16 protein-coding genes are annotated in these 22,529 nt (G+C 68.5%); 10 read left to right on the forward strand and 6 right to left on the reverse strand.

What is annotated here, in order from left to right:
* Window positions 1–1,040, forward strand: a 1,040-nt coding sequence (locus K9U40_RS15440) for a hypothetical protein (RefSeq protein ID WP_282891029.1), incomplete at its 5' end; no start/stop codon positions are given.
* 99 nt (window positions 1,041–1,139) lie between these two features.
* On the opposite strand, the gene dksA is transcribed toward K9U40_RS15440, so the two are convergent.
* Entirely contained in the window at window positions 1,140–1,556 is a 417-nt protein-coding gene (gene dksA / locus K9U40_RS15445) for an RNA polymerase-binding protein DksA (protein WP_149574487.1), read from the reverse strand.
* Between the two features lie 416 nt (window positions 1,557–1,972).
* On the opposite strand from dksA, the gene K9U40_RS15450 reads away from it, so the two are divergent.
* Window positions 1,973–2,818, forward strand: coding sequence for an AAA family ATPase (locus K9U40_RS15450; protein ID WP_282891030.1), 846 nt, complete (start codon window positions 1,973–1,975; stop codon window positions 2,816–2,818).
* Window positions 2,819–2,835: 17 nt separating this feature from the next.
* The gene (locus K9U40_RS15455) at window positions 2,836–3,219 is read left to right on the forward strand and encodes a hypothetical protein (RefSeq protein WP_282891031.1); all 384 of its coding nucleotides are present in this window, start codon (window positions 2,836–2,838) and stop codon (window positions 3,217–3,219) included.
* Between the two features lie 77 nt (window positions 3,220–3,296).
* On the opposite strand, the gene K9U40_RS15460 is transcribed toward K9U40_RS15455, so the two are convergent.
* Window positions 3,297–4,676, reverse strand: a complete 1,380-nt coding sequence (locus tag K9U40_RS15460; RefSeq protein ID WP_282891032.1) for a hypothetical protein — start codon at window positions 4,674–4,676, stop codon at window positions 3,297–3,299.
* 689 nt (window positions 4,677–5,365) lie between these two features.
* Complete coding sequence (locus tag K9U40_RS15465) at window positions 5,366–9,091, reverse strand: vitamin B12-dependent ribonucleotide reductase (protein WP_282891033.1); 3,726 nt, start codon at window positions 9,089–9,091, stop codon at window positions 5,366–5,368.
* Window positions 9,092–9,756: 665 nt separating this feature from the next.
* Here K9U40_RS15465 and K9U40_RS15470 point away from each other — a divergent pair.
* From K9U40_RS15470 to sseA, 4 genes are all read left to right on the forward strand, one after another.
* Window positions 9,757–11,121 carry an MFS transporter gene (locus K9U40_RS15470; protein WP_282891034.1) on the forward strand — a complete coding sequence of 455 codons (1,365 nt, stop codon included), beginning with the start codon at window positions 9,757–9,759 and terminating at the stop codon, window positions 11,119–11,121.
* A 128-nt stretch (window positions 11,122–11,249) separates the two neighbouring features.
* Window positions 11,250–12,707, forward strand: a complete 1,458-nt coding sequence (locus K9U40_RS15475) for a cryptochrome/photolyase family protein (RefSeq protein ID WP_282891035.1) — start codon at window positions 11,250–11,252, stop codon at window positions 12,705–12,707.
* Window positions 12,708–12,782: 75 nt separating this feature from the next.
* Window positions 12,783–13,811, forward strand: coding sequence for a cysteine synthase A (locus K9U40_RS15480; protein WP_282891036.1), 1,029 nt, complete (start codon window positions 12,783–12,785; stop codon window positions 13,809–13,811).
* A gap of 66 nt (window positions 13,812–13,877) precedes the next feature.
* Window positions 13,878–14,738, forward strand: a complete 861-nt coding sequence (gene sseA / locus K9U40_RS15485) for a 3-mercaptopyruvate sulfurtransferase (RefSeq protein WP_282891037.1) — start codon at window positions 13,878–13,880, stop codon at window positions 14,736–14,738.
* A 241-nt stretch (window positions 14,739–14,979) separates the two neighbouring features.
* On the opposite strand, the gene galE is transcribed toward sseA, so the two are convergent.
* Both galE and K9U40_RS15495 read right to left on the reverse strand, forming a co-directional pair.
* Window positions 14,980–16,017 carry a UDP-glucose 4-epimerase GalE gene (gene galE / locus K9U40_RS15490; RefSeq protein WP_282891038.1) on the reverse strand — a complete coding sequence of 346 codons (1,038 nt, stop codon included), beginning with the start codon at window positions 16,015–16,017 and terminating at the stop codon, window positions 14,980–14,982.
* A 148-nt stretch (window positions 16,018–16,165) separates the two neighbouring features.
* Window positions 16,166–16,894: a class I SAM-dependent methyltransferase gene (locus K9U40_RS15495; RefSeq protein ID WP_282891039.1), complete on the reverse strand. Its 729-nt coding sequence runs from the start codon at window positions 16,892–16,894 to the stop codon at window positions 16,166–16,168.
* Between the two features lie 284 nt (window positions 16,895–17,178).
* On the opposite strand from K9U40_RS15495, the gene K9U40_RS15500 reads away from it, so the two are divergent.
* Window positions 17,179–18,249 carry an acyltransferase family protein gene (locus tag K9U40_RS15500; protein WP_282891040.1) on the forward strand — a complete coding sequence of 357 codons (1,071 nt, stop codon included), beginning with the start codon at window positions 17,179–17,181 and terminating at the stop codon, window positions 18,247–18,249.
* A 109-nt stretch (window positions 18,250–18,358) separates the two neighbouring features.
* Window positions 18,359–19,924 (forward strand): adenosine deaminase, encoded by a 1,566-nt coding sequence (locus K9U40_RS15505; RefSeq protein WP_282891041.1) that lies wholly within the window; start codon window positions 18,359–18,361, stop codon window positions 19,922–19,924.
* 63 nt (window positions 19,925–19,987) lie between these two features.
* Here K9U40_RS15505 and K9U40_RS15510 read toward each other — a convergent pair whose 3' ends face one another.
* Window positions 19,988–20,632, reverse strand: a complete 645-nt coding sequence (locus K9U40_RS15510; RefSeq protein WP_282891042.1) for a glutathione S-transferase family protein — start codon at window positions 20,630–20,632, stop codon at window positions 19,988–19,990.
* Window positions 20,633–20,803: 171 nt separating this feature from the next.
* Between K9U40_RS15510 and K9U40_RS15515 the strand changes: the two genes are divergently transcribed.
* Window positions 20,804–22,336, forward strand: a complete 1,533-nt coding sequence (locus tag K9U40_RS15515) for an ATP-binding protein (RefSeq protein ID WP_282891043.1) — start codon at window positions 20,804–20,806, stop codon at window positions 22,334–22,336.
* Window positions 22,337–22,529: the final 193 nt, after the last annotated feature.

A 22,529-nucleotide genomic window follows, 5' to 3' on the forward strand; every position in this document is an offset into this window, starting at 1 on the left:
GTCCCCCCCTGCGTGGCGCCGTCGAGGCTCCGCCCCTCGTCCCGCCGCCGCTGAAGCCTGCATCGCAGGCGCCCCTGATGGCCGCGCCGGCGTTCGAGCCCGACCCGATCCGGCCTGCCCCGGTCGAGCCCCGGAAGGTCCCGGAAATCAAGGTCCCCGAGATCAAGGCACCGGACGTGGAGCTGGCGCCCGCCGCGCGCGTGGAGCCCGCAGCCTCCGAAGCGCCCGCGCCCCTCGCCGACAGCCGCCTCGACGAACTGGCACAGCGGCTTGATGCCGCCCTGAACCAGCCCGCCGCCAAGGCTGAGCCTCAGCTCAGCCTCGCCGACCTGCTCGGCGAGAGTCCCGCGCAGCCGGCCGAGCCGGACATCGCCCCCAAGGACATCGCGCCAAAGGACATCGCGCCAAAGGCGGAACCCAAGGCCGAGGCGAAGTCCGAGCCGGCCGCCGAGCCGGTGCTCCATCCGGACGTGGCGGTGGACAGCCCCCAGGTGCGCCCCACCGACCGGCCGCTGTCGCGCTTCCTCTATCAGGCGCGCACCCGCTCCGAGCCGCGTGTCGGCACCGACGTGCGCCCGCGCCTCGACCCCCTCCCCCGGGTCGAGCGCCCGTCCGAGGACAGCGCCCGCCCGATGGCCCCCGCCCGGTCCGAGCCGCCACTGCGGCCGCGCGAATTCGCCTTCCGCCCGGTCGAGCCCGCCAACCGCGAGGCGCCCGCCCTCGACGCGCCGCGCCGCGAGCCGCCGGCGCTGCGCGAGATCACCCGCGAGCCTGCGCGCATCGAGCCGCAGCGCCCGAACGAGGCGGCGAGCCTCGCCCGTCCGGAACCCGCGATCGAGGTCAAACCTGAAATCCGGTCCGAAGCCAAGGCAGCCGATGAAGCCCCGGTTCGTGCCGGCTTCATCCCCGCGACCTCTCCCAAGGCCGCGGATGCGGGCACCGACGCCCCCGCCGCGGAGCCGCAGGACAAGGATCCGCTGGAGGATTTCGACGCTGAGATGGCCAGCCTGCTCGGCCGCAGCAGCGCCCGCGGGCACTGATCGGAACGCCTCGAACGAAAACGGGCCGGCGACGCTAACCGTCGCCGGCCCGTTTTGTCTTTCTGCCGCCGGCGCCCTGGCGAGGCGTCGAATCAGGCGTCAATCGTCGCGATAGACGCGCTCGCGCCGCTCGTGCCGCTCCTGCGCCTCCACCGAGAGGGTGGCGATGGGGCGGGCCTCCAGGCGCTTCAGCGAGATGGGCTCGCCCGTATCCTCGCAATAGCCATAGGTGCCGTCCTCGATGCGCTGGAGCGCGGCATCAATCTTGGCGATGAGCTTGCGCTGGCGGTCGCGGGCGCGCAGCTCGATGGACCGGTCGGTCTCGGACGAGGCCCGGTCGGCGAGATCGGGGTGGTTCTGATTCTCGTCCTGAAGGTGCTGCAGGGTCTCGCGGGCCTCCTTCAGGATATCCTCCTTCCAGCGCAACAGCTTAACGCGAAAATACTCGCGCTGCCTGTCGTTCATGAAAGGCTCGTCCTCGCGGGGCCGATAGTCCTCGTCGATTTGGATCGACATCAGCAAGGTCCTCAATAAGCGTCGCTGACCCCCTGGCGCCGGGTCGCTTCAGGCCCTTCCATCCCTAGAGCGCGATCCGATCGGACTGAATCAATCCGATCGGATCGCGCTCTAACTCCAAGTGAGAGAACGCGTTCTCCGATCAGCTTGCGATGCAGGCTGATCGGCGCGTGCTCCAGGATGCCGGACCGGCGCGAGCCCTGCCCCGTCAACGACCTGAAGCGGCCTCCTGCCGATGCGGCCGGCGGAGCCGGACCTGACCGACAGGAATGACACTCCATTGTCGGGGGCGCTTATATCCACGCCGCAGGTTTCCGACAACCGGCATCGCAACGGCCGCGGGGCTTGACGCCGGGGGCCGGTCCCCCGACCCTGCTGCGGTGCGGTGGGATGGCCGCCTGGAAGGACCGACATTCATGCGTTTCGAGGGCACGCAGAATTATGTGGCGACCGACGACCTGAAGGTGGCGGTCAACGCCGCCATCGTGCTTGAGCGGCCGCTGCTGGTGAAGGGCGAGCCCGGAACCGGCAAGACCGTTCTGGCGCAGGAGGTCGCGCAGGCGCTGGGCGCATCGCTCATCGAATGGCACGTGAAGTCCACGACCAAGGCGCAGCAGGGCCTCTACGAGTACGACGCGGTGGCGCGCCTGCGCGACAGCCAGCTCGGCGACCCCAGGGTGCACGACATCGCCAACTATATCCGCCGCGGCAAGCTGTGGACCGCCTTCGCCGCCGAGGCGCGGCCGGTCCTGCTCATCGACGAGGTGGACAAGGCCGACATCGAGTTTCCCAACGACCTGCTGCTGGAACTCGACCGCATGGAGTTCCACGTCTACGAGACCGGCGAGCAGGTGAAGGCCCGCCAGCGCCCGCTGGTCATCATCACCTCCAACAACGAGAAGGAGCTGCCGGACGCCTTTCTGCGCCGCTGCTTCTTCCACTACATCCGCTTCCCCGACGCCGAGACCATGCGCGCCATCGTCGAGGTGCATTTCCCCGGCATCAAGCAGCGCCTGGTGGGCGAGGCCCTGCGCATCTTCTACGAATTGCGCGAGGTGCCGGGCCTCAAGAAGAAGCCCTCCACCTCCGAGCTCATCGACTGGCTCAGGCTGCTGCTGGCCGAGGACGTGGAGGCCGAGACCCTGCGCCAGCAGGACGTGCGCAAGACCATTCCGCCCCTGGCCGGCGCGCTCCTGAAGAACGAGCAGGATGTGCACCTGTTCGAGCGGCTCGCCTTCCTCTCCCGCCGCGAGCAGCGCTGAGGGAGCCGGCCCGCCCCATGGATACGACCGGCCTTCTCGTGATGCTGCTGGTGTTCGGCGTGCCGCTCGCCATGTTCTTCGCCCTGCGCCGGGCCAAGGCCCCTGCCGCAGCGGACCCAGCGCCGACGGCGACCGCGGATCTGTCCCCGGCCGATTTCGGCATGGCACGGGACTCCCATGATGTGCCGGCATCGTCGGCCGATCAGGGCGCCTCGGCCACCGCGTCGGCCTCGTCAGCCGGGGCGGCAGCCGCGGCCGCAGGCGGCGCCTTCATCCTCGCGGTCGGTGCCGCCCGGCAGCATGCCGGCGAGGCCGGGGGCGACTCGAGCCACGGCCACGGTGGCGACAGCCGAGGCGGCGACGGGCCGGATTCCGGCGCCGGCGGCGACGCCGATGCCTGAAGCGCGATCCGATCAGATGGATTCAATCTGATCGGTAAACCGCCCTCTAAGTTAATGATAGAGAACGCGTTATCCGATCAGCGCGCGGGCGGGCCCTGATCGACGCGGCGCTCAAGCGGGTCGAGGATCGCCTCCAGGGTGGCGCTGGTGCCATCCACGTCGATGACCAGAGGCTCGGAACCGACGGCGAAGCCCTCCGCATCGGCGGCCTGCGGGCCGCCGCACAGGCGCCGGGCGCCGGCCTGCACCCCGGCGGGAAGCACGAGGCGTCCCTTCAGCGTGCCGGTGGTCGTCCAGGCCACCAGCCGCACCTTGCCAGCGGCATCCCGCGCCCCGCCGAGCTGGACCACGAACATGTCCGGGAACGGGCGCTCCACCCGGAAGGCGGAACTTCCCTTCAGCAGCCGCACCGCCTCCCGCACCGCGCAGGCTGCGGGCTTGGGCTTGTAGTCGTAGGTGAAGATGCCGAAATTGTCCTCGAGCTGGTCCGGATGAACGCCCTGGTCCTTGAGCTGGTAGACCCAGGCGCCCTTGAGCCACGGCGTCGCCCCCGCCCAGAACAGGAACTGGGCCAGATAGTCGGCCTGCTGCTCCGCCTTGATCACGCACGGGGTGAGCGGCGCGGTGGGCCAGCCGATCTCCGACACGTAGACGGGCACTGGCGGGGCGCCGTCCTTCATCAGCAGGCGCTGCAGCAGATCGACCCGGTCAATGGCCTCGGTGGCGGTCCGCTTGGCGATGGTCTGGTGGCAATGGTTGCTGAGATGGATGGACAGCCCCTGCGCCCCCCGCATCACGCCGCCCGCCATGATGGCCTGCGTCCACAGCCAGTCCTCATCGTAGCCCGACACGCCGACGAGGACCGGCGATTTGGGAACAGCCTTGTTCAGCGCCGGCAGCGTCGTCTTGACCAGATCCAGATAGTCGCGGGCGGCGCGCGGGTCGCCTTCCTTGCCGGCACCGACGACCCATGGCGGATTGAAGTCCGCCGACAGGTTCCATTCGTTCCAGATCTCGAACATGGGCTGGAAGCGGCTGACGAAGCCGGCCGCCTTGGCGGAGAAGCCGGCGAAGGCCTCGCGCCCGCCGGCGGTCATGGGCCGCGTGCCACCTTCGATCAAGGGATGGTTGTGGCCGAGGATGAGGAGCGGCTTGACCCCCGCCAGGCCCAGGAAGCGGTAGAGCCGCCAGATCTGGGGCGGCGGGCTGGCATTCTTGTGGACGTTCTCGCGCACGAACAGGGGCCAGACCAGATCGTCGCGCACCGAGGTGAAGCCGATGTCGCGCACCAGATCGGCGGCCCGCCGCGGGTCGTAATTGTAGCTCCCGCCAATGCCGAAATGCACGCCGACGCCCATGATCATGGGTTCGGGGCGAGGCGCTGCGGTCTGCGCGTCGAAGGTGAGCTGGCGGCGCTCGGTGGCCTCGCCGTGCGATGCGCCACCGAGCAGCGCCACGACGGCGGCCGCGCACGCGATACGCCACCTTCTCGCACCCTGGCGCACGTCTTCCGTTGGGCCGCCTGCCGTTGCAGCGGCCGGCCCTGCGGACCCTGATCGCGATCGCATCCCCTTATCCCCCCACCGACGCTCGACACCCCCAGGCGTCGCCACGCACCCAGCGCCGCCCTTCCCTTCCCGCGCGCCCGGCGGAAGGCCGGTCAGGGCACCATGACACCGCGGAATGGTGCCACCATACTATAGGCTGACGGCGACGCGTTAGGGAGAAGTACAGTGTTGCGAGGCAGTTCTCGCCATGTCGAGGCATCAAAGTGTCGCTGCGGCACGACCAGGGTCAAGTTTGCGTGTGTTTCGTCGGAACGTCCGAGTAGAAGGCAGATTTTTCGACAGCAGCGGCGACGAAAATGGGCACGGCCCGACACTGGAGAGCGATCGCTGCTTCTGCCCGACTTTCTCGCATGGGACGTCGTGCACCTTTGATTTTGGCTATAAATTAGCTATTTCGCAATTTGCGAAACAGCACCCGGCAAGACACCCGGCAAGATCGCCATCCCTCTCGTCCGGCGACTGCCGTCCTATCATCGGCTGCGCAGCGGTCCGCCCGGAGAGCGCTCACCAAAAAATGAAACGCCCGGCCAAAGGGCCGGGCGTCATCCACATGTGCGTATTCGGTGCGTGAGCGGGGATCAGCTGCAGCCGGTGGTCCCGCCGCAGGTGTCGCACTTCAGGCAGGTGCCGTTGCGCACCAGGGTGAAGTTCATGCATTCGGGGCAGGCCTCGCCCTCATAGCCCTTGGCACGCGCCTCGGCGCGGGCCTCGGCCTTGCGGGCGGTGGCGGACCACGGCAGCGCCTTCTCCATCAGGCTTTCCACCGCCGCCTCGATCTCCTCCGCCTGCGGCGTCGGCTCCGCCAGTTCGGCCACCTCGGGCTTGAGCGCGGTGGCGCCGAAGGTCGAGGCGCGCAGCACCGTCACGTTGTCGGTGCCGGCGCGGGGCTCGGTGGAGACCGGCTGGGGCGCCAGCAGGTTCACCGTCTTGCCGCGCACCAGGCCCTTGGAGACGATGCGGTTGGCCGGGTTCGGCGCCTTGCCCTCGTCCACCCCCTTGCCGAGGGCGTCGAAGCCGGTCTCATGGGGGTCCACGTGGCCGAGGTCGTTGCGGCCGAGATAGGACACCGCCAGCTCGCGGAACACATAGTCCAGCATGGAGGTGGCATACTTGATGGTGTCGTTGCCCTGCACCGGGCCCGCCGGCTCGAAGCGGGTGAAGGTGAAGGCGTCCACATACTCCTCCAGCGGCACGCCGTATTGCAGGCCCAGCGAGATGGCGATGGCGAAGTTGTTGAGCAGCGAGCGGAGCGCCGCGCCCTCCTTGTGCATGTCGATGAAGATCTCGCCGAGGCGGCCGTCGTCATATTCGCCGGTGCGCAGGTAGACCTTGTGGCCGCCCACCACCGCCTTCTGGGTGTAGCCCTTGCGGCGGTCGGGCATCTTCTCGCGCTCGCGCACCCGGTGCTCGACGATGCGCTCCACCACCCGCTCCACGATCTTCTCGGTGACGGTGGCGGCGCGCGCCGCGTTGGGCTGGGCCACCAGGGCCTCCACCGCATCGTCCTCGTCCTCCTCGTCCGCCACCAGCTGGGCGTTGAGGGGCTGGGAGAGCTTGGAGCCGTCGCGATAGAGCGCGTTGGCCTTCAGGGCGAGACGCCAGGACAAGAGGTAGGCCGCCTTGCAGTCCTCCACGCTCGCCTCGTTGGGCATGTTGATGGTCTTGGAGATGGCGCCCGAGATGAAGGGCTGCGCCGCCGCCATCATGCGGATGTGGCTCTCCACCGACAAATAGCGCTTGCCGAGCCGCCCGCACGGGGAGGCGCAGTCGAACACCGGCAGGTGCTGGGCCTTCAGGAAGGGGGCGCCCTCCAGCGTCATGGCCCCGCAGACATGGACATTGGCCGCGTCGATGTCGAACCTGGAGAACCCCAGGAAGTTCAGGAGGTCGAACTTCGGGTCGGCCAGCTGCGCGGCGGGCACGCCGAGGGCCTGGCTGAGGAATTCCTCGCCGAAGGTCCAGCGGTTGAAGGCGAACTTGATGTCGAACGCGGTCTTCACCGCGGCCTCGGCCTTGGCGATGGCCGCGTCGTCGAAGCCCTTGGCGCGCAAGGTGGAATGGTTGATGGCCGGGGCCTGGGCCAGCGAGCCGTGGCCCACCGCATAGGCCTCGATCTCGGCGATCTCCGCCTCGCCGTAGCCGAGCGCCCGCAGCGCCTCCGGCACCGCCCGGTTGATGATTTTGAAGTAGCCGCCGCCGGCCAGCTTCTTGAACTTCACCAGGGCGAAGTCGGGTTCGATTCCGGTGGTGTCGCAGTCCATCACCAGGCCGATGGTGCCGGTGGGGGCGATCACCGAGACCTGGGCGTTGCGGTAGCCGTGCTTCTCGCCCAGCGCCAAGGCCTTGTCCCAGGCCGCCGTGGCATGGGCGACAAGGCGGGTATCCGGGCAGGAGAGGTGGTCGAGGGGCACCGGGGCGATGGAGAGCCCCTCATAGCCGTCGGCAAGGCCATGGGCGGCGCGGCGGTGGTTGCGGATCACCCGCAGCATGGACTGGGCATTGGCGCTGTAGGCCGGGAACGGGCCCAGCTCGGACGCCATCTCGGCGGAAGTGGCATAGCACACGCCGGTCATGATGGCCGACAGCGCGCCGCCGATGGCCCGGCCCTGGGGCGAATCATAGGGGATGCCGCTCGACATGAGCAGGCCGCCGATATTGGCGTAGCCGAGGCCCAAGGTGCGGTATTCATAGGACAATTCGGCGATGCGGCGGGACGGGAACTGGGCCATCAGCACCGAGATTTCCAGCACCACGGTCCACAGCCGCACCGCATGCTCGTAGCTCTCCACGTCGAAGCGCTTCTCGGCGTCGCGGAACTGGAGGAGGTTCAGCGAGGCGAGGTTGCAGGCGGTGTCGTCGAGGAACATGTATTCCGAGCACGGGTTGGACGCCCGGATCTCGCCCCCCGCCGGGCAGGTGTGCCAGTCGTTGACCGTGGTGTGGAACTGGATGCCGGGATCGGCGCAATGCCAGGCGGCGGCGCCGATCTTCTCCCACAGCTCGCGGGCCTTCACGGTCTTCGCCACCTTGCCGTCGGTGCGGCGGATCAGGTTCCAGTCGGCGTCCGCCTCCACCGCACGCAGGAAGTCGTCGGTGACGCGCACGGAATTGTTGGAATTCTGGCCGGCCACCGTGATGTAGGCCTCGCCGTCCCAGTCGGTGTCGTAGATGGCGACGTCGATGTCCTTGTAACCCTGGCGGGCATACTGGATCACGCGGCGGATGGCGGCGTCGGCCACGCCGGCCTTGCGGGCGGCCTTGATCTCGCGCTTCAGCGCCGGGTTTTTCTCCGGCTCGAAGCAGTCGTCGCCATTACCCTCGCAGTTCACGCAGGCCTTGAGCACGGCTTTGAGGTGCCTGGCATTGAGCTTCGAGCCGGTGACGAGGGCCGCGACCTTCTGCTCCTCGACCACCTTCCAGTTCACATAGGCCTCGATGTCCGGATGGTCGGCGTCCACCACCACCATCTTGGCGGCGCGGCGGGTGGTGCCGCCGGACTTGATGGCGCCCGCCGCGCGGTCGCCGATCTTGAGGAAGCTCATGAGGCCGGACGAGCGCCCGCCGCCGGACAGCCGCTCGCCCTCGCCGCGCAGGGACGAGAAATTGGAGCCGGTGCCGGAGCCGTACTTGAACAGGCGCGCCTCGCGCACCCACAGGTCCATGATGCCGCCCTCGTTCACGAGATCGTCGCCCACGGACTGGATGAAGCAGGCGTGCGGCTGGGGATGCTCGTAGGCCGAGGTGGAGGCCATGAGCTCGCCGGTCTCGTGGTCCACGTAGAAATGGCCCTGCCCCGGCCCGTCGATGCCATAGGCCCAGAACAGGCCGGTATTGAACCATTGCGGCGAGTTGGGCGCGGCCATCTGCATGGCGAGCATGTAGCGGTGCTCGTCATAGAAGGCCTGGGCGTCGGCCTCGCTGTCGAAATAGCCGCCCTTCCAGCCCCAATAGGTCCAGGTGCCGGCGAGACGGTCGAACACCTGCCTGGCCGAGGTCTCGCCGATCAGACGCTCCTTCTCCGGCAGGGACGCGAGGGCCGCCTCGTCGGGCACGCTGCGCCACAGGAAGGAGGGAACGGCATTCTCCTCCACGGTCTTCAGGCGCGCGGGCACGCCGGCCTTGCGGAAATATTTCTGCGCGAGGATGTCGCTCGCCACCTGCGAGAACTGGGCCGGGACCTCGATGCCCTCCTGGCGGAAGACCACCGAGCCGTCGGGGTTCCTGATCTCGCTCACGGTCTCGCGGAACGGGATGTCCGCGTAAGGGGAACGGCCCTCGTGCGTGTAGCGGCGTTCGACGCGCATGACCGGTGCTCCTTCGGCTCGGCCCCGTGCGGGCCGATCAGTCTACAGGATGAATGTGGCAGTCGTGACGACCCGACGGGCACGGCGCAGCGCGCCGCACCATGGCGGTTCGTGAAATCGGTGTTCGGGAGCGCGGCAGGCTTCCACCGACACATACATGTGGGAGGCCCGTCGCTCAGTGCCCGAACGCTAGTGCGAGTCTGGCCCTTGGGTCAAACCTGATTTTACCCCCATCTGGGGCCCTGAACTCCATCACCATACTACATATGGTGGCGCCCATCAGGTTAGCAAATCCCTAACGGGCCTTTACCCGGCTCGATTTTCACATCGTCGCGACATGGCCTCGGGGCCCGGCATGAGAAGCCGAGGTCTTCACCGTCATCCACAGGCTGGATGCGGTCAGGTACGGAACCGCTGGAGCGCACTCCAAACCCCGCGACGGCGATGGCGTCATGCATTTGACACATGCCCACCATGCAGAATGCGGTACCGGCGTGCGTGGCAATGCCAGGCGCAATAATCTATCAAGCGACCCAGCCATCTCGCACGCGGGACCCTTTTGCCTCCCCCGCTTTGCGATAGATTGTTGCCCAACCCTCCGGCGCCGTGGCGCCCTTGAAGATAGGGCACGCAGCGAGGCAATCCGGATCCGTTGGAATCAGGTCATGTCATCCACCACCGTCGTCGCCTCCGCCGACGAAAGCCACGCCGCCGCACCGGTCAACCCGCGCTCGCGCGTGATCCTGGCGAGCCTCGTGGGCACCACCATCGAGTTCTACGACTTCTACGTCTACGCGACGGCGGCCGTGCTCGTGTTCCCGCACCTGTTCTTCCCGGCGGGCAACGAGACGACGGCGCTGCTCGCCTCCTTCGCCGTGTTCGGCGCGGCCATGGTGGCCCGGCCGCTGGGCGCCGTCTTCTTCGGCCATCTCGGCGACAAGAAGGGGCGCAAGATCACGCTGGTGGGCGCGCTGCTCACCATGGGCATCGCCACCTTCCTCATCGGCGCGCTGCCCACCTTCCAGACCGCCGGCTGGTTCGCGCCCTTCCTGCTCGTGGTGCTGCGCCTCGCCCAGGGCTTCGCGCTCGGCGGCGAATGGAGCGGCGCGGCGCTGGTGGCCACCGAGAACGCCCCTCCTGGCAAGCGCGCCGTCTATGGCACCTTTCCTCAGCTCGGCGCGCCCATCGGCTTCATCATCGCCAACGGCCTGTTCCTGATCATCGCGGCGCTGATGCCGTCCTCCGATCCCTCGCGCCCGTCGGATGCCTTCCTCTCGTGGGGATGGCGCATTCCGTTCCTGTTCTCGGCGGTGATGGTGATCGTCGGCCTGTGGGTGCGCTTCAGCCTGGTGGAGAGCAAGGCGTTCGAGAACACGGTGAAGCGCGGCCGGGTCCAGAAGCTGCCGCTGGCGGCCGCCTTCAGGACCCACTGGCGCGAGCTGATCCTCGGCACCTTCTACATGCTCGCCACCTACGTGCTGTTCTACCTGATGACCACCTTTTCGCTGAGCTACGGCCGCGCCGCCACCACGGCGGCCCTGCCGGGCCTCGGCTATGACTACCGCACCTTCGTGCTGATGATGATCTGCGGCGTGGTGTTCTTCGGCATCTTCACCATGGTGTCCGGCCCCTGGGCCGACCGCTGGGGCCGCCGGCGCACCCTCATCTGGATCACCTCGGCCATCGCCCTGTTCGGCCTTTCGTGGGTGCCCATGCTGTCGTCGGGTACTGCGGGCGTCATGGCGTGGCTCATCATCGGCTTCACGCTGATGGGCCTCACCTTCGGCCCCATGGGCGCGCTGCTGCCGGAGCTGTTCCCCGCCAACGTGCGCTATACCGGCTCGGGCATCTCCTACAACGTGTCCTCCATCCTGGGCGCGGCGGTGGCGCCGTTCATCGCGGTGGCGCTGTGGAGCTATGGTGGCGGCAGCCCGTTCTGGGTGGGCGTCTACCTCACGGCGATGGCGCTCATCACCCTGCTGGCGCTGCTGCTCGGCAAGGAAACCCGCGACATCGACATCCATCATTGAGGCGGGGGCGCACCGCGCCCTTCACCGGGGAGGCGAGACCGGGGATGCGAGGCGGACCCATCGCCCCCCTTGCGTCCCCGGCGGAATGGGAGTGAACCTCTTGCGCCCCGTTCGCGTAGGAGGAGTGCATGCCCGCCTCCCCGTTGCCCGCCGCCCCTTCCCTGCTGTGGTTCCGGGACGACCTGCGCCTTTCCGACAATCCGGCGCTCGCCGCGCTGGCGGAAGCCCGGGCCCCGATCGCGGCGCTCTATGTGCTCGACGAGGACAGCCCCGGCCTGCGCCCCCTCGGCGGGGCCGCCCGCTGGTGGCTCGCCCAGTCGCTGCGGGCGCTGTCCGCGGAGCTGAAGCGCAAGGGCGTCCCCCTCATCCTGCGGCGGGGTCCCGCCAACCGGATGGTGCCGGAAGTGGCGGCCGCCCTGGGAGCGGCAACCGTCGCCTTCAATGACCGGGCCGGCGCGCCCGAGGCCAGGGTGGACCATGCGGTGGCGGCGCGGCTGCTGTCCGAGGACCGGCGCGTGCTCAGCTTCTGTGCCCACCTGCTGCATCCGCCCGGCAGCATCGAGGGCGCGTCGGGCCGCATGCCGCGCACCTTCTCCTCGTTCCAGCGGGCGGCCCTGAAGGCGCGTCGGCTCGATGCCCCCCTGCCCGTGCCGAAGCACCTCAGGGGCGTCGCCCGTCCCCCGGCCGGCGAAGAACTGGAGAGCTTCGGCCTCGAGCCCACGCATCCCGACTGGGCCGCCGGCCTGCGGACCACATGGACCGCCGGCGAGGCGGCGGCGCAGGCCCGCCTCGCCGCCTTCATCGATTCCGGACTGAAGGGCTATGCGGCGGGCCGCGACCGGCCCGACGAAGGCCACGTCTCCCGCCTCTCGCCTCACCTGCGCTTCGGCGAGATCTCGCCGCGCCAGATCCTGAGCGCCGTGCGCCATGCGGCGGAGGCGGGCGCGGTGACCCTGGCGGATGCGGACAAGTTCGAGGCCGAGCTCTACTGGCGGGAATTCTCCTACCACCTCCTCGCCGACCAGCCGGACATGGCCCAGCGCAACATCCAGGGCGCCTTCGACGGCTTCCCCTGGCGCGAATGCCCCGGCGAGCTGAAGGCCTGGCACCGGGGCCTGACCGGCTATCCCCTGGTGGACGCCGGCATGCGCCAGCTCTGGCAGACCGGATGGATGCACAACCGGGTGCGCATGGTGGTCGCCTCGTTCCTCGCCAAGCACCTGCTTATCGACTGGCGCGCGGGGGAAGACTGGTTCTGGGACACGCTGGTGGACGCGGATCCCGCCAGCAATCCCGCCTCCTGGCAGTGGGTGGCGGGATCGGGACTGGATGCCGCGCCTTATTTCCGCATCTTCAACCCGGTGACCCAGGGCGAGAAGTTCGACCCGGACGGCGCCTATGTGCGCGCCTTCGTGCCGGAGCTGGCGAAGCTGCCCACCCCCTTCATCCACAAGCCGTGGACCGCAGATGCCCACGCGCTGGCCCACGCCGGCATCCGCCTGGGCCACACCTATCCGCGGCCGCTCGTGGATCATGGCGCCGCGCGGGAACGGGCCCTGCGCGCGCTTGAATCCACACGTAAATGATGGGACTTGTTATGTTGATACGGCGGGAAGCGTTGAGTAACGTGCTTCCACATTCATTGAAGGCTTGATCCGCACATGATCCGTAACGGCCTTGTGGACTCCATTGGCAATACACCCCTCATTCGTCTCAAGCGCGCCTCCGAGGAAACCGGCTGCGAGATTCTCGGCAAGGCCGAGTTCCTCAATCCCGGCCAGTCGGTGAAGGACCGCGCGGCCCTCGGCATCATCAAGGATGCGGTGGCGCGCGGCACCCTCAAGCCCGGCGGCGTCATCGTGGAAGGCACCGCCGGCAATACCGGCATCGGCCTCGCGCTGGTGGCCGCCCCGCTCGGCTTTCGCACCGTCATCGTCATTCCCGAGACCCAGTCCCAGGAAAAGAAGGACATGCTGAAGCTCGCCGGCGCCATCCTGGTGGAGGTGCCGGCCGTGGCCTATGCCAATCCCAACAATTACGTGAAGGTCTCCGGCCGCCTCGCCGAGGCGCTGGCGAAGACCGAGCCGAACGGCGCCATCTGGGCCAACCAATTCGACAACGTGGCCAACCGGCAGGCCCATATCGAGACCACCGGTCCCGAAATCTGGGAGCAGACCGGCGGCAAGGTGGACGGCTTCATCTGCGCGGTCGGCACGGGCGGAACGCTGGCCGGCATCGCCATCGCCCTCAAGGAGCGCAACCCCGCGATCCGCATCGGCCTTGCCGACCCGCCCGGGGCAGCGCTCTATTCCTACTACACCACCGGCGAGCTGAAGGCCGAGGGCTCCTCCATCACCGAGGGCATCGGCCAGGGGCGCATCACCGCCAACCTCGTGGACGCGCCCATCGACACCGCCTTCCAGATCCCGGACGAGGAAGCTCTGCCCGTGGTGTTCGATCTCCTGGAGCACGAGGGCCTGTGCCTCGGCGGCTCGTCGGGGGTGAACGTGGCGGGGGCGATCCGGCTTGCGAAGGAGATGGGGCCGGGCCACACCATCGTGACCATCCTGTGCGACTACGGCACGCGCTACCAGTCCAAGCTCTTCAATCCCGCATTCCTGCGCTCCAAGAACCTGCCGGTGCCGCAATGGCTGGAACGCAAGGTGGACGTGCCGAACGTGCTGGTCTGAGCGGGCGCGGTCGTTTAAACGGCCGGGGCGCCGCAGCCCCGGCCCAAGAACATGCGAGAGAGGCACATGACCGAAAGTCCGGCCATCGACACGCCCGCGAGCCCCTTCGTCTCCACGCAATGGCTCGCCGCCAATCTCGGCGCGCCGGATCTCGTCGTGGTGGATGCCTCCTGGCACATGCCCAATTCCGGCCGCAGCGGTGCCAGGGAATATCTGGAGCGGCACATTCCGGGCGCCGTGCATTTCGACATCGACGCCATCGCCGACCATTCCACCCCCCTGCCCCACATGCTGCCCGACGCCCATGCCTTCGCCGTGGCGGTGGGGGCGCTGGGCATCGGCGACGGGCTGCGCATCGTGGTCTATGATTCGATGGGCCTGTTCTCGGCGCCGCGCGTGTGGTGGACCTTCCGGGCCTTCGGCGCCCGGGACGTGAAGATCCTCGATGGCGGCCTGCCCAAATGGCTTGCCGAGGAGCGCCCGGTGGAGGACGGCCCGGTACGCCGGCTGCTGGCCGTCTTCAATCCGCGCTTCGACCATTCCCTCGTCGCCGACATCGAGCGCGTGGAGGCGGCCCTGAAGAGTGGCAGCGCCCAGGTGCTCGACGCCCGGCAGGACACCCGCTTCCGCGGCGAGGCCCCAGAGCCGCGCGAGGGGCTGCCCTCCGGCCACATGCCCGGCAGCTTCAACCTGCCCCACGGCCGCCTCGTGAAGGATGGACGCCTGGTCTCGCCTGAGGAGATCCGCACGGTGGTGGAAGCCTCCGGCCTCGATCTGTCACGGCCGGTGATCACCTCGTGCGGCTCCGGCGTCTCGGCGGCCATCCTGTGGGTGGCGCTGGAGATGATCGGCAAGACGCCCCTCGCCCTCTATGACGGCTCCTGGACGGAGTGGGGCGCCAGCGGCAAGGCGATCGCCGTCGGCTGACGGACGGGCCGGCGCGTCCCGGCCTCAAGACGAGCGGACAGTCCACCGATCAGATTGCGGCGCGACCTGATCGGTGGACCTCGGACCAGCGGCCCCGGTCGTTGACAGATGCCGGATGGGGCCGCTCCCGCGCCGCGCTGGCTTGACCAATGGCCGAGGAGTCCAAGTCATCGGAGTCCAAGTCATCGACCGCTGGGTCTGCCTCTGTTTGGAAAGAAGCGCCGGCGGAAACGGCATATTCTCAAATGGATTCACCGCCGGTCGCCGGCACGAGGCGGGGCTCGGGCCAGTCCTTGGCCTTGCGCCGCACGAGGCTCTTTTCCCATTCGATGGCGTGACGGACGATGGTGGGAAGATCGTCCAAAGCCGGCTGCCAGCCCAGCTCGGCGCGAATACGGTCCGCCCCGGCCACGAGGCAGGCGGGGTCGCCCGGACGGCGCGGCGAGAGCGTGACCGGAAAGTCGACGCCGGACACCTCCTTCACCACGTCCACCACCTCCTTCACGGAATAGCCGCGCCCATAGCCGCAATTCACCTTGAGGTTTTCGCCGCCGGCCCGCAGGCGCTCCAGCGCCGCCACATGGGCGCGGGCGAGATCGGTGACGTGGATGTAGTCGCGGATGCAGGTGCCATCCCGCGTGGGATAGTCCGTGCCGTAGATTTCGAGACCCGGCCGCGCGCCCGCCGCAACCTGGCTCGCCACCTTGATGAGATGGGTGGCGATGCGGGACGACTGGCCCGAGCGGCCATCGGGATCGGCACCCGCCACGTTGAAATAGCGCAGCGCTGTATAGGCGAGGCCGTGGGCGCGGGCGGCGTCCTCCAGCATCCATTCGCTGGCGAGCTTGGAGCGGCCATAGGGATTGATCGGCACCGTCGGCTCATCCTCGCCGATGATCTCGACCCGTGGCTCGCCATAGACCGAGGCGGTGGACGAGAAGATGAGCCGCATCACGCCCGCCTTGATGGCCGCCTGGATGAGGACGCGGGTCTTCACGATGTTGCCGAGATAGTAGCCGAGCGGGTCCGCCACCGATTCCGCCACCAGGCTCCTGGCCGCGAAATGGATGATCTCGGTGATGCCGCGCTCTTCCAGCAGGCGCTGCACGAAAGCCGCGTCGCCCACGTCGCCCACCACCAGCTCCGCCGCCTCCGGCACGGCCCAGTCGAAGCCCGTCGAGAGATCGTCGAGCACGGTCACGCCTTCACCGCGCCCGACGAGTTCGAGAACGGTGTGGCTACCGATATAACCGGCGCCGCCGGTAACAAGCACGGGCATGGAGAGTGGAGCCTCAACCTTCGGACACGACGCTGACCGATCCGGCCTTCATATCCGCAGGACCGGCGCGGGGCGAATAAGCGCAATTGCCGCAACCCCGGCCGGCGTCTGCACCCCTTGCGGACAGCGGCAAGAGCGGAGCGGAACCCTATGACGACGCCGCGCGGGTGCGGGTGAGCACCATGAGCGACCAGCCTCCCACGAGGCGCACGATGGCGTCGGGCGCGACCCTGAAGGCGATGCGGCGCGGAAAGGCGGCGAGCCGCTTCTTGAAGGTCTTGCCGGCCTGGTCGATGGCCCAGGGGGTGTAGAAATGATCGACCACCTCCAGCCCGCATTCGTCGAGCAGGGACAGGGCCGTGGCCTTGGTAAAATAGTGCAGGTGGCCGATATGGGTGCGGGCATCCTCGATGACCCAGCCGCGTGCCACCGCCAGCGCATTCATGTCGAGCGGAATATGCAGCACCTGGTACGTGGAGACGCGGCCCATGGACCGAGCGAAGGCAAACGGGTCCTCCACATGCTCGATCACATCAATGGCCATGCACAGGTCAAAGTGCCGCGCCCCGTCGAACGGACTGCCCTGTGTGAAGGACAGGTTCGGCGCATGTCGATTCCGGCAGAGGGCGAAGGCGTGGGGCGAGATTTCGTAGCCCTCCACCACCGCCTCCGGCAGATGGCGCGCCATCAGATCGACGATGCCGCCGGCCCCGCATCCCACCTCGCAAAGGGAGGCCGGGCGAACGGCGTTGCGCTCCAGAATCTTGAGGATGTGCGCGAACTTCCACGCACTGTCATCCTGATGCCAGTCGGCATTGGCGGAAATATACCGATCATCCAGATAGCGGCTGAGATTTCCCGTCTCGTTCAGAGTCATATGCGGCTCTTTTCCACGGCGGTGCCAGCTTGGACGTAGCCACTCTACCTGCAATTGCAGTCGCAAGGGAAGCCCAAAAAGCAGGCGATCACCGTGAGTTCCCGCATCTGCGAGAAAACTCGTAACTTCCTTTCGCACATGCTAATCTGAAGCTGTAGACGCAATTTCATAGATCATGAATTGGTAGTCGGCTGCGGGTCCGCGGAACGGGGTCCGTCGGGGCGCAGGCGGCAGGCTCCGGGATCGACGCCGCCGCGTCGGCGGACCGCAGAAACGGATGGCGGATGAAACCCACCTATCTCGTCAACGTGCAGATCTTGCGCTTCTTCGCGGCCGCGCTGGTAGTCTTCGCCCATGTTGGCGTGGAAGTCGGCAACGTGGCCGCACGCACCGGCCGCGTGTTTGAAGAGATCGGCCTCATCGACTGGGGCCTCGGCGTCGATGTCTTCTTCATCATCAGCGGTTTCATCATGTACTACATGATGCATGACCGGTTCGGTGCGCCGGGTGCGCCGGTCGATTTCCTGCGCCGGCGGCTCATCCGCATCGTACCACTCTACTGGATCTGCACCACCCTGATGCTGGCCTCGCTGGTGGCGGCGCCGCAGCTCATCAACAATAACGGGCTCGACCTCAAGCACGTGGTGGCGTCCTACACCTTCATTCCCTGGCCGCGCGCCGATGGGGAGCTGTTCCCCATCCTGTCCCTCGGCTGGACGCTGAACTACGAGATGCTGTTCTACGCCATCTTCGCCCTGGTGCTGCTCCTGCCCCGGCGCGCGGGGCTCGTGGCTCTGGGGGCGGCGTTCATCCTGCTCATCCTGACCGGCATTCTCGTGCCCGACCGGCTCTTCATGCTGAAGTTCTGGGGCAATCCCATCATCGGCGAGTTCCTGCTCGGAACCACCATCGCCGCGCTCTTCCTCGACGGCCGTCGGATATCGGGCGGGGCGGCGGTGGCGCTCGTGGTGGCGGGCATCGCGCTGGCCGTCGTCTTCTTCCAGGCCTCGGCCTACGAGCACATCTGGCGCCTCGTCACCGGCGGCATTCCGGCCGCACTCATCGTTGCGGCCGCCGTGCTCGGCCCGCCGCTGCGCGAGACCTGGCCGGCGCGGGCCCTGGCGCTGGGCGGCGACGCCTCCTACGCGCTCTATTTGACCCATCCGTTCACCATCAAGCTGTTCGGCGTCGCCGGCGCCAAGGTTGGCCTGCCGCTTGGCGCCATCTATGTGGTGGGCCTGGTGCTGACGGTGCTGGTGTCCGTGGCCGTGCACCTGCTGGTGGAAAAGCCAATCGGCCAATGGTTGATGCGCAAGACCTCAGGCCCCAAGCGCGCCGTCCGCGCCGCCTCCTGAGGCGCCCCTCGCCACGCGGGACGAAGTCGTCACCGCCATTTCCAGTCGGCACGAGCTTGAGCTAGGCTCCGCAGCGATTTCTCCACCCGGTTCCAGCCAGGGGGCCTGCTTGCGTCGTCGCATCTGGATCGCCGTCATTCTCGCCGTCGCCGCGGTCCTGCTGGCGCGCCTGTTCGTCGTCACCCGCGATCTTCCCGGGACGGTTACAGCCGCGCATTTCGAGACCCTGCGCGCCGACCATCCGCGGATGCGCGCCTTCCTCCACCGCATGCCCAAGGGCGGCGACCTGCACACCCATCTGTCCGGCGCGGTCTATGCCGAGCGCTTTCTCGCCTGGGGGATCGGCAACGGCCTGTGCCTGCGCCGCGCCGACATGGCCCTCCTGCCCCGACCGGACGGGGCGCCCGCCGGACAGCCGTGCGGCACGGATCCCGACACGGTCCTGCTGGCGGATGCCGTTTCCGGCCCGGGCGGACAGGCGACCTATGATCTCATCGTCAATGCGCTCTCCACCCGCTGGTTCCTGCCGACCCTGCGCGTGCCCTCGGGCCACGACCAGTTCTTCAGCACCTTCGGCAAGTTCAACGCCGCCACCGGCGGATCGGACTGGGACCAGACCGCCCGCCGCATCGCCGAGATGGTGGTGGACGAGCTGAAGCAGTACGACGCCTCCAAGGTCCAGTATGTGGAGTTCATGGCCACCTTCTTCGAGGGGGCCGACCGGCAGCGCATGACCGAGGCCATCGGCGAGGTGGGCGAGCCCGCGGCCATGCTGGCGGCGCTCCGGCGTGCCGGCCTCGACGAGGCCGCCGCCGCCAAGGCCCGGCAGGTGGCCGCCATCGTCGCCCACATCGAGGCCCTGCGCGGCTGCGCGGGCGATGCCACCCGCCCCGGCTGCGGGGTCACGTTCCGCTTCATCGCCCAGGTGAACCGCAACAGCGCCCCCGCCGAGGTCTTCGCCCAGACGGCGTTGTCGGCAGCCCTGGTGCGGGCCGCGCCCGGCCTAGTCGCGGGCCTCAACTATGTGGGTCCGGAAGACTACCGGGTGTCGCTGCGGGACTATCGCATGCATATGAAATGGATCGGCTTCCTGGCCGGCGCGGACGTCCCGGTGGCGCTCCATGCGGGCGAGCTGTGGCTCGGGCTGGTGCCGCCGTCCGACCTCTCCTTCCATATCCGCGAAGCGGTGGAGGTCGCCGGCGCGCGCCGCATCGGCCACGGCACGGCGGTGGGCTTCGAGCGCGACATGGACGGCCTCCTCGCCGAGATGCGCCGGCGCGGCGTCACCATCGAGATCGCCCTCACCTCCAGCGACGTGATCCTCGGCGTGCGCGGCCGCGAGCACCCGATCACCACCTACCTCTCCGCCGGCGTGCCGGTGACATTGGCCACGGACGATGCCGGCGTTTCCCGCATCGACCTCACCAACGAATATTATCGCGGGGCGCGGGACCATGGCCTCGGCTATGGGCAGCTCAAGGCCATCGCGCATACCGCCCTCTCCCATTCCTTCCTGTCCGAGGCGGAGAAGAGAAGCGAACAGGCGCGGCTGGACCGGTCCTTGGCCGACTTCGAGCGTGCCGTCATCGAGGAACTGACGCCCCTGGAGCGGCTCGCGGCGGTCATGCGCGCCTTCCTCCCCTTGCCCGGCTCCCGCCCGAACCGATCCGGTTGAAGTGCCATGACAGCCCGGGCCGGATGTCTGAAATCCGCCACGGACGATGTCAGACCGGGACAATCAGGATCGGTAGCCTTCTTCCGCCAGCACCTGGCGCACCACGGGGCGTGCGCGCACCCGCTGATAATGGGCAGCGACGCGAGGCGGCATGACAATACCGATCTTCTCCGCCCAGAATTCGTTGTAGAACAGCGCCGCATCGGCGATCGAGAATTGCGGGCCCACCGCATAGCCTTCGGCCGGCAAGCGCTTTTCGAGCACCGCGAACGCCTCGCTGACGATCTCCCGTCCATGGGCCGCCACGTCGTCCTTCAACGCCTGCGCCGGCTGCGCCCCGCTCGCGGAAATGTAGCGCTCGGAGGTGAAGACCCGCGTATAGCCCTCGCCGTGCAACTGGATCAGCGCGAAATCCACCAGCTCGATGGCGCGGGCCGCGAGTTCCGGATCGTCCGGCAGGAGGCGGCCGCGCGGATAGGTTTCCGCGAGCCACAGGGCGATGGACTTGAAATCGGTCAGGGCGCTGCCGTCATTGAGCACGAGGCTCGGAATGGTGCCGCGCGGATTGATCTTGAGATATTCGGGCCGAAGGTGATCGCCGGCGGGAATGTTGACGATCCAGGCCTCGAACGGCAGTTCCAGCGTTTCGAGGAGGATGTGGATGCCGGTCGAGCATGAGCCGGGCGTCATGTAGAATTTCAGTGCCATGGGGCGTGCCAAGCAAGATTCATGACACCGGGGCGCCTCTTGCGCCTGCCCGGTGGCCATGCGCGCCATCCCCACCCGGCTCCCGCCGCGGAGCGCAGTTGAACCCGCGGCGGGAATCGATATGAGTGCCGGCATGATGTCTTGCGCCCTCACCGCAGGGCGGTCGCCGCGATGACGGCGCCCGCCAAGGTGTCCATCGACCTCGGCACCCGCGTCGGCGGGGGCACGGCCGTGCTGGACCTCGAGGAATTGCTGGCCACGCGCCTGCTGGTGCAGGGCAATTCCGGCTCCGGCAAGTCCCACCTGCTGCGCCGCCTGCTGGAGCAGAGCGCCCCCTGGGTGCAGCAGGCGGTGATCGACCCGGAAGGCGATTTCGTTACCCTGGCGGATCGCTACGGCCATGTGGTGGTGGATGCCCAGCGCGGCGAGACGGATCTCCAGCGCATTGCGGCCCGGGTGCGCCAGCATCGCGTCTCGGTGGTGCTCAATCTGGAAGGGCTCGACGCCGAGCAGCAGATGCGCGCCGCCGCCGCCTTTCTCGGCGGCCTGTTCGATGCCGACCGGGACTATTGGTATCCGGTCCTGGTGGTGGTGGACGAGGCCCAGCTGTTCGCCCCCGCCGCCGCCGGCGAGGTGTCCGACGAGGCCCGCAAGGTGTCGCTGGGCGCCATGACCAATCTCATGTCCCGCGGGCGCAAGCGCGGCCTCGCCGGGGTCATCGCCACCCAGCGCCTCGCCAAGCTCGCCAAGAACGTGGCGGCGGAAGCCTCCAACTTCCTCATGGGCCGCACCTTCCTCGACATCGACATGGCCCGCGCCGCCGATCTGCTCGGCATGGAGCGGCGGCAGGCCGAGATGTTCCGCGATCTGGAGAGCGGCAATTTCGTCGCCCTCGGCCCGGCCCTGGCGCGCCGTCCGCTGCCGGTTCGCATCGGCCCGGTGGAGACCTCGGCGCGCTCCACCAGCCCCAAGCTGGTGCCGCTGCCGGAGCCCGCGGCGGCCGAGGACGCCCACGACCTGATCTTCACCCCCGGCGCCGACGAGGTCCGGCCCCTGGTGCCGCGCCGTCCGCCTGCGGTGGCGCCCACCGCCGATGTCCTGGCCCAGCTCGCGCGCAGCGTGCCGCCCGCACCCTCGCCCGCCGCCGAACCGCCGCCCGGCCTTTCGCCCGAGCAGCGGCAAGCCGCCATCGACGCGGCGCTGCGCGAGATCCTGAGTGAGAGCGATGCGGGCTTCCGCACCATCGCCGTGCTCTATCAGGATTTCCTGGTGCGCTGCCGGATCCGCCGGATCGGCGGCGAGCCCCTCAGCCTCGCGGCCTTCCGCCGCCGGCTCGCGGTGGCCCATGCCGGCATCGACATCGTCGAGGCTGAGGCCGAGGATTCCCCCTGGGCCGAGGTGCTGGCCATGGCGGGCGCGCTGCCGGAGGACATGCAGGGCGTGTTCCTCTCCCTCGCCCGCGCCGCGTTCGACCGCCGCCCCTGCCCCTCCGATGCCGACGTGGCGCGGGCCTATGGCAGCCGCTCGTCCGGCCGGGCGCGGCGCCTCATGGCTTACATGGAGGAACGGCAGGTGATCGTCTGCCGTCTCGATGGCCGCGGTCGCCGGATCGTCGCCATCCCCGGCCTCGCCTGGGAGACCGAGCCCGGCGACCCCAATGCCGCGGCCAGCACGCCCCTGCCCGAGACGACGCCGGCGGACTGAAGCGCCGCGCCCTGGACCGATGCCCCTTTTCCCCCGCATGAGCCCCGCCCCGAAAGAAGCCGGCGGAGGCGATCCGCACGCTCCCACTTGGTGGGGTCCCAGTTTGAGTGCCTGCTGATCCAGCCGGGCGAAGGGGTGGCTTTCTCCAGCGCCTTTGGTGGCTCTTGGCCCGGCCGCCGGCCCCTCTCCACCC

It is taken from the genome of Xanthobacter autotrophicus (assembly GCF_030015065.1).
Taxonomy (GTDB): domain Bacteria; phylum Pseudomonadota; class Alphaproteobacteria; order Rhizobiales; family Xanthobacteraceae; genus Xanthobacter; species Xanthobacter autotrophicus_D.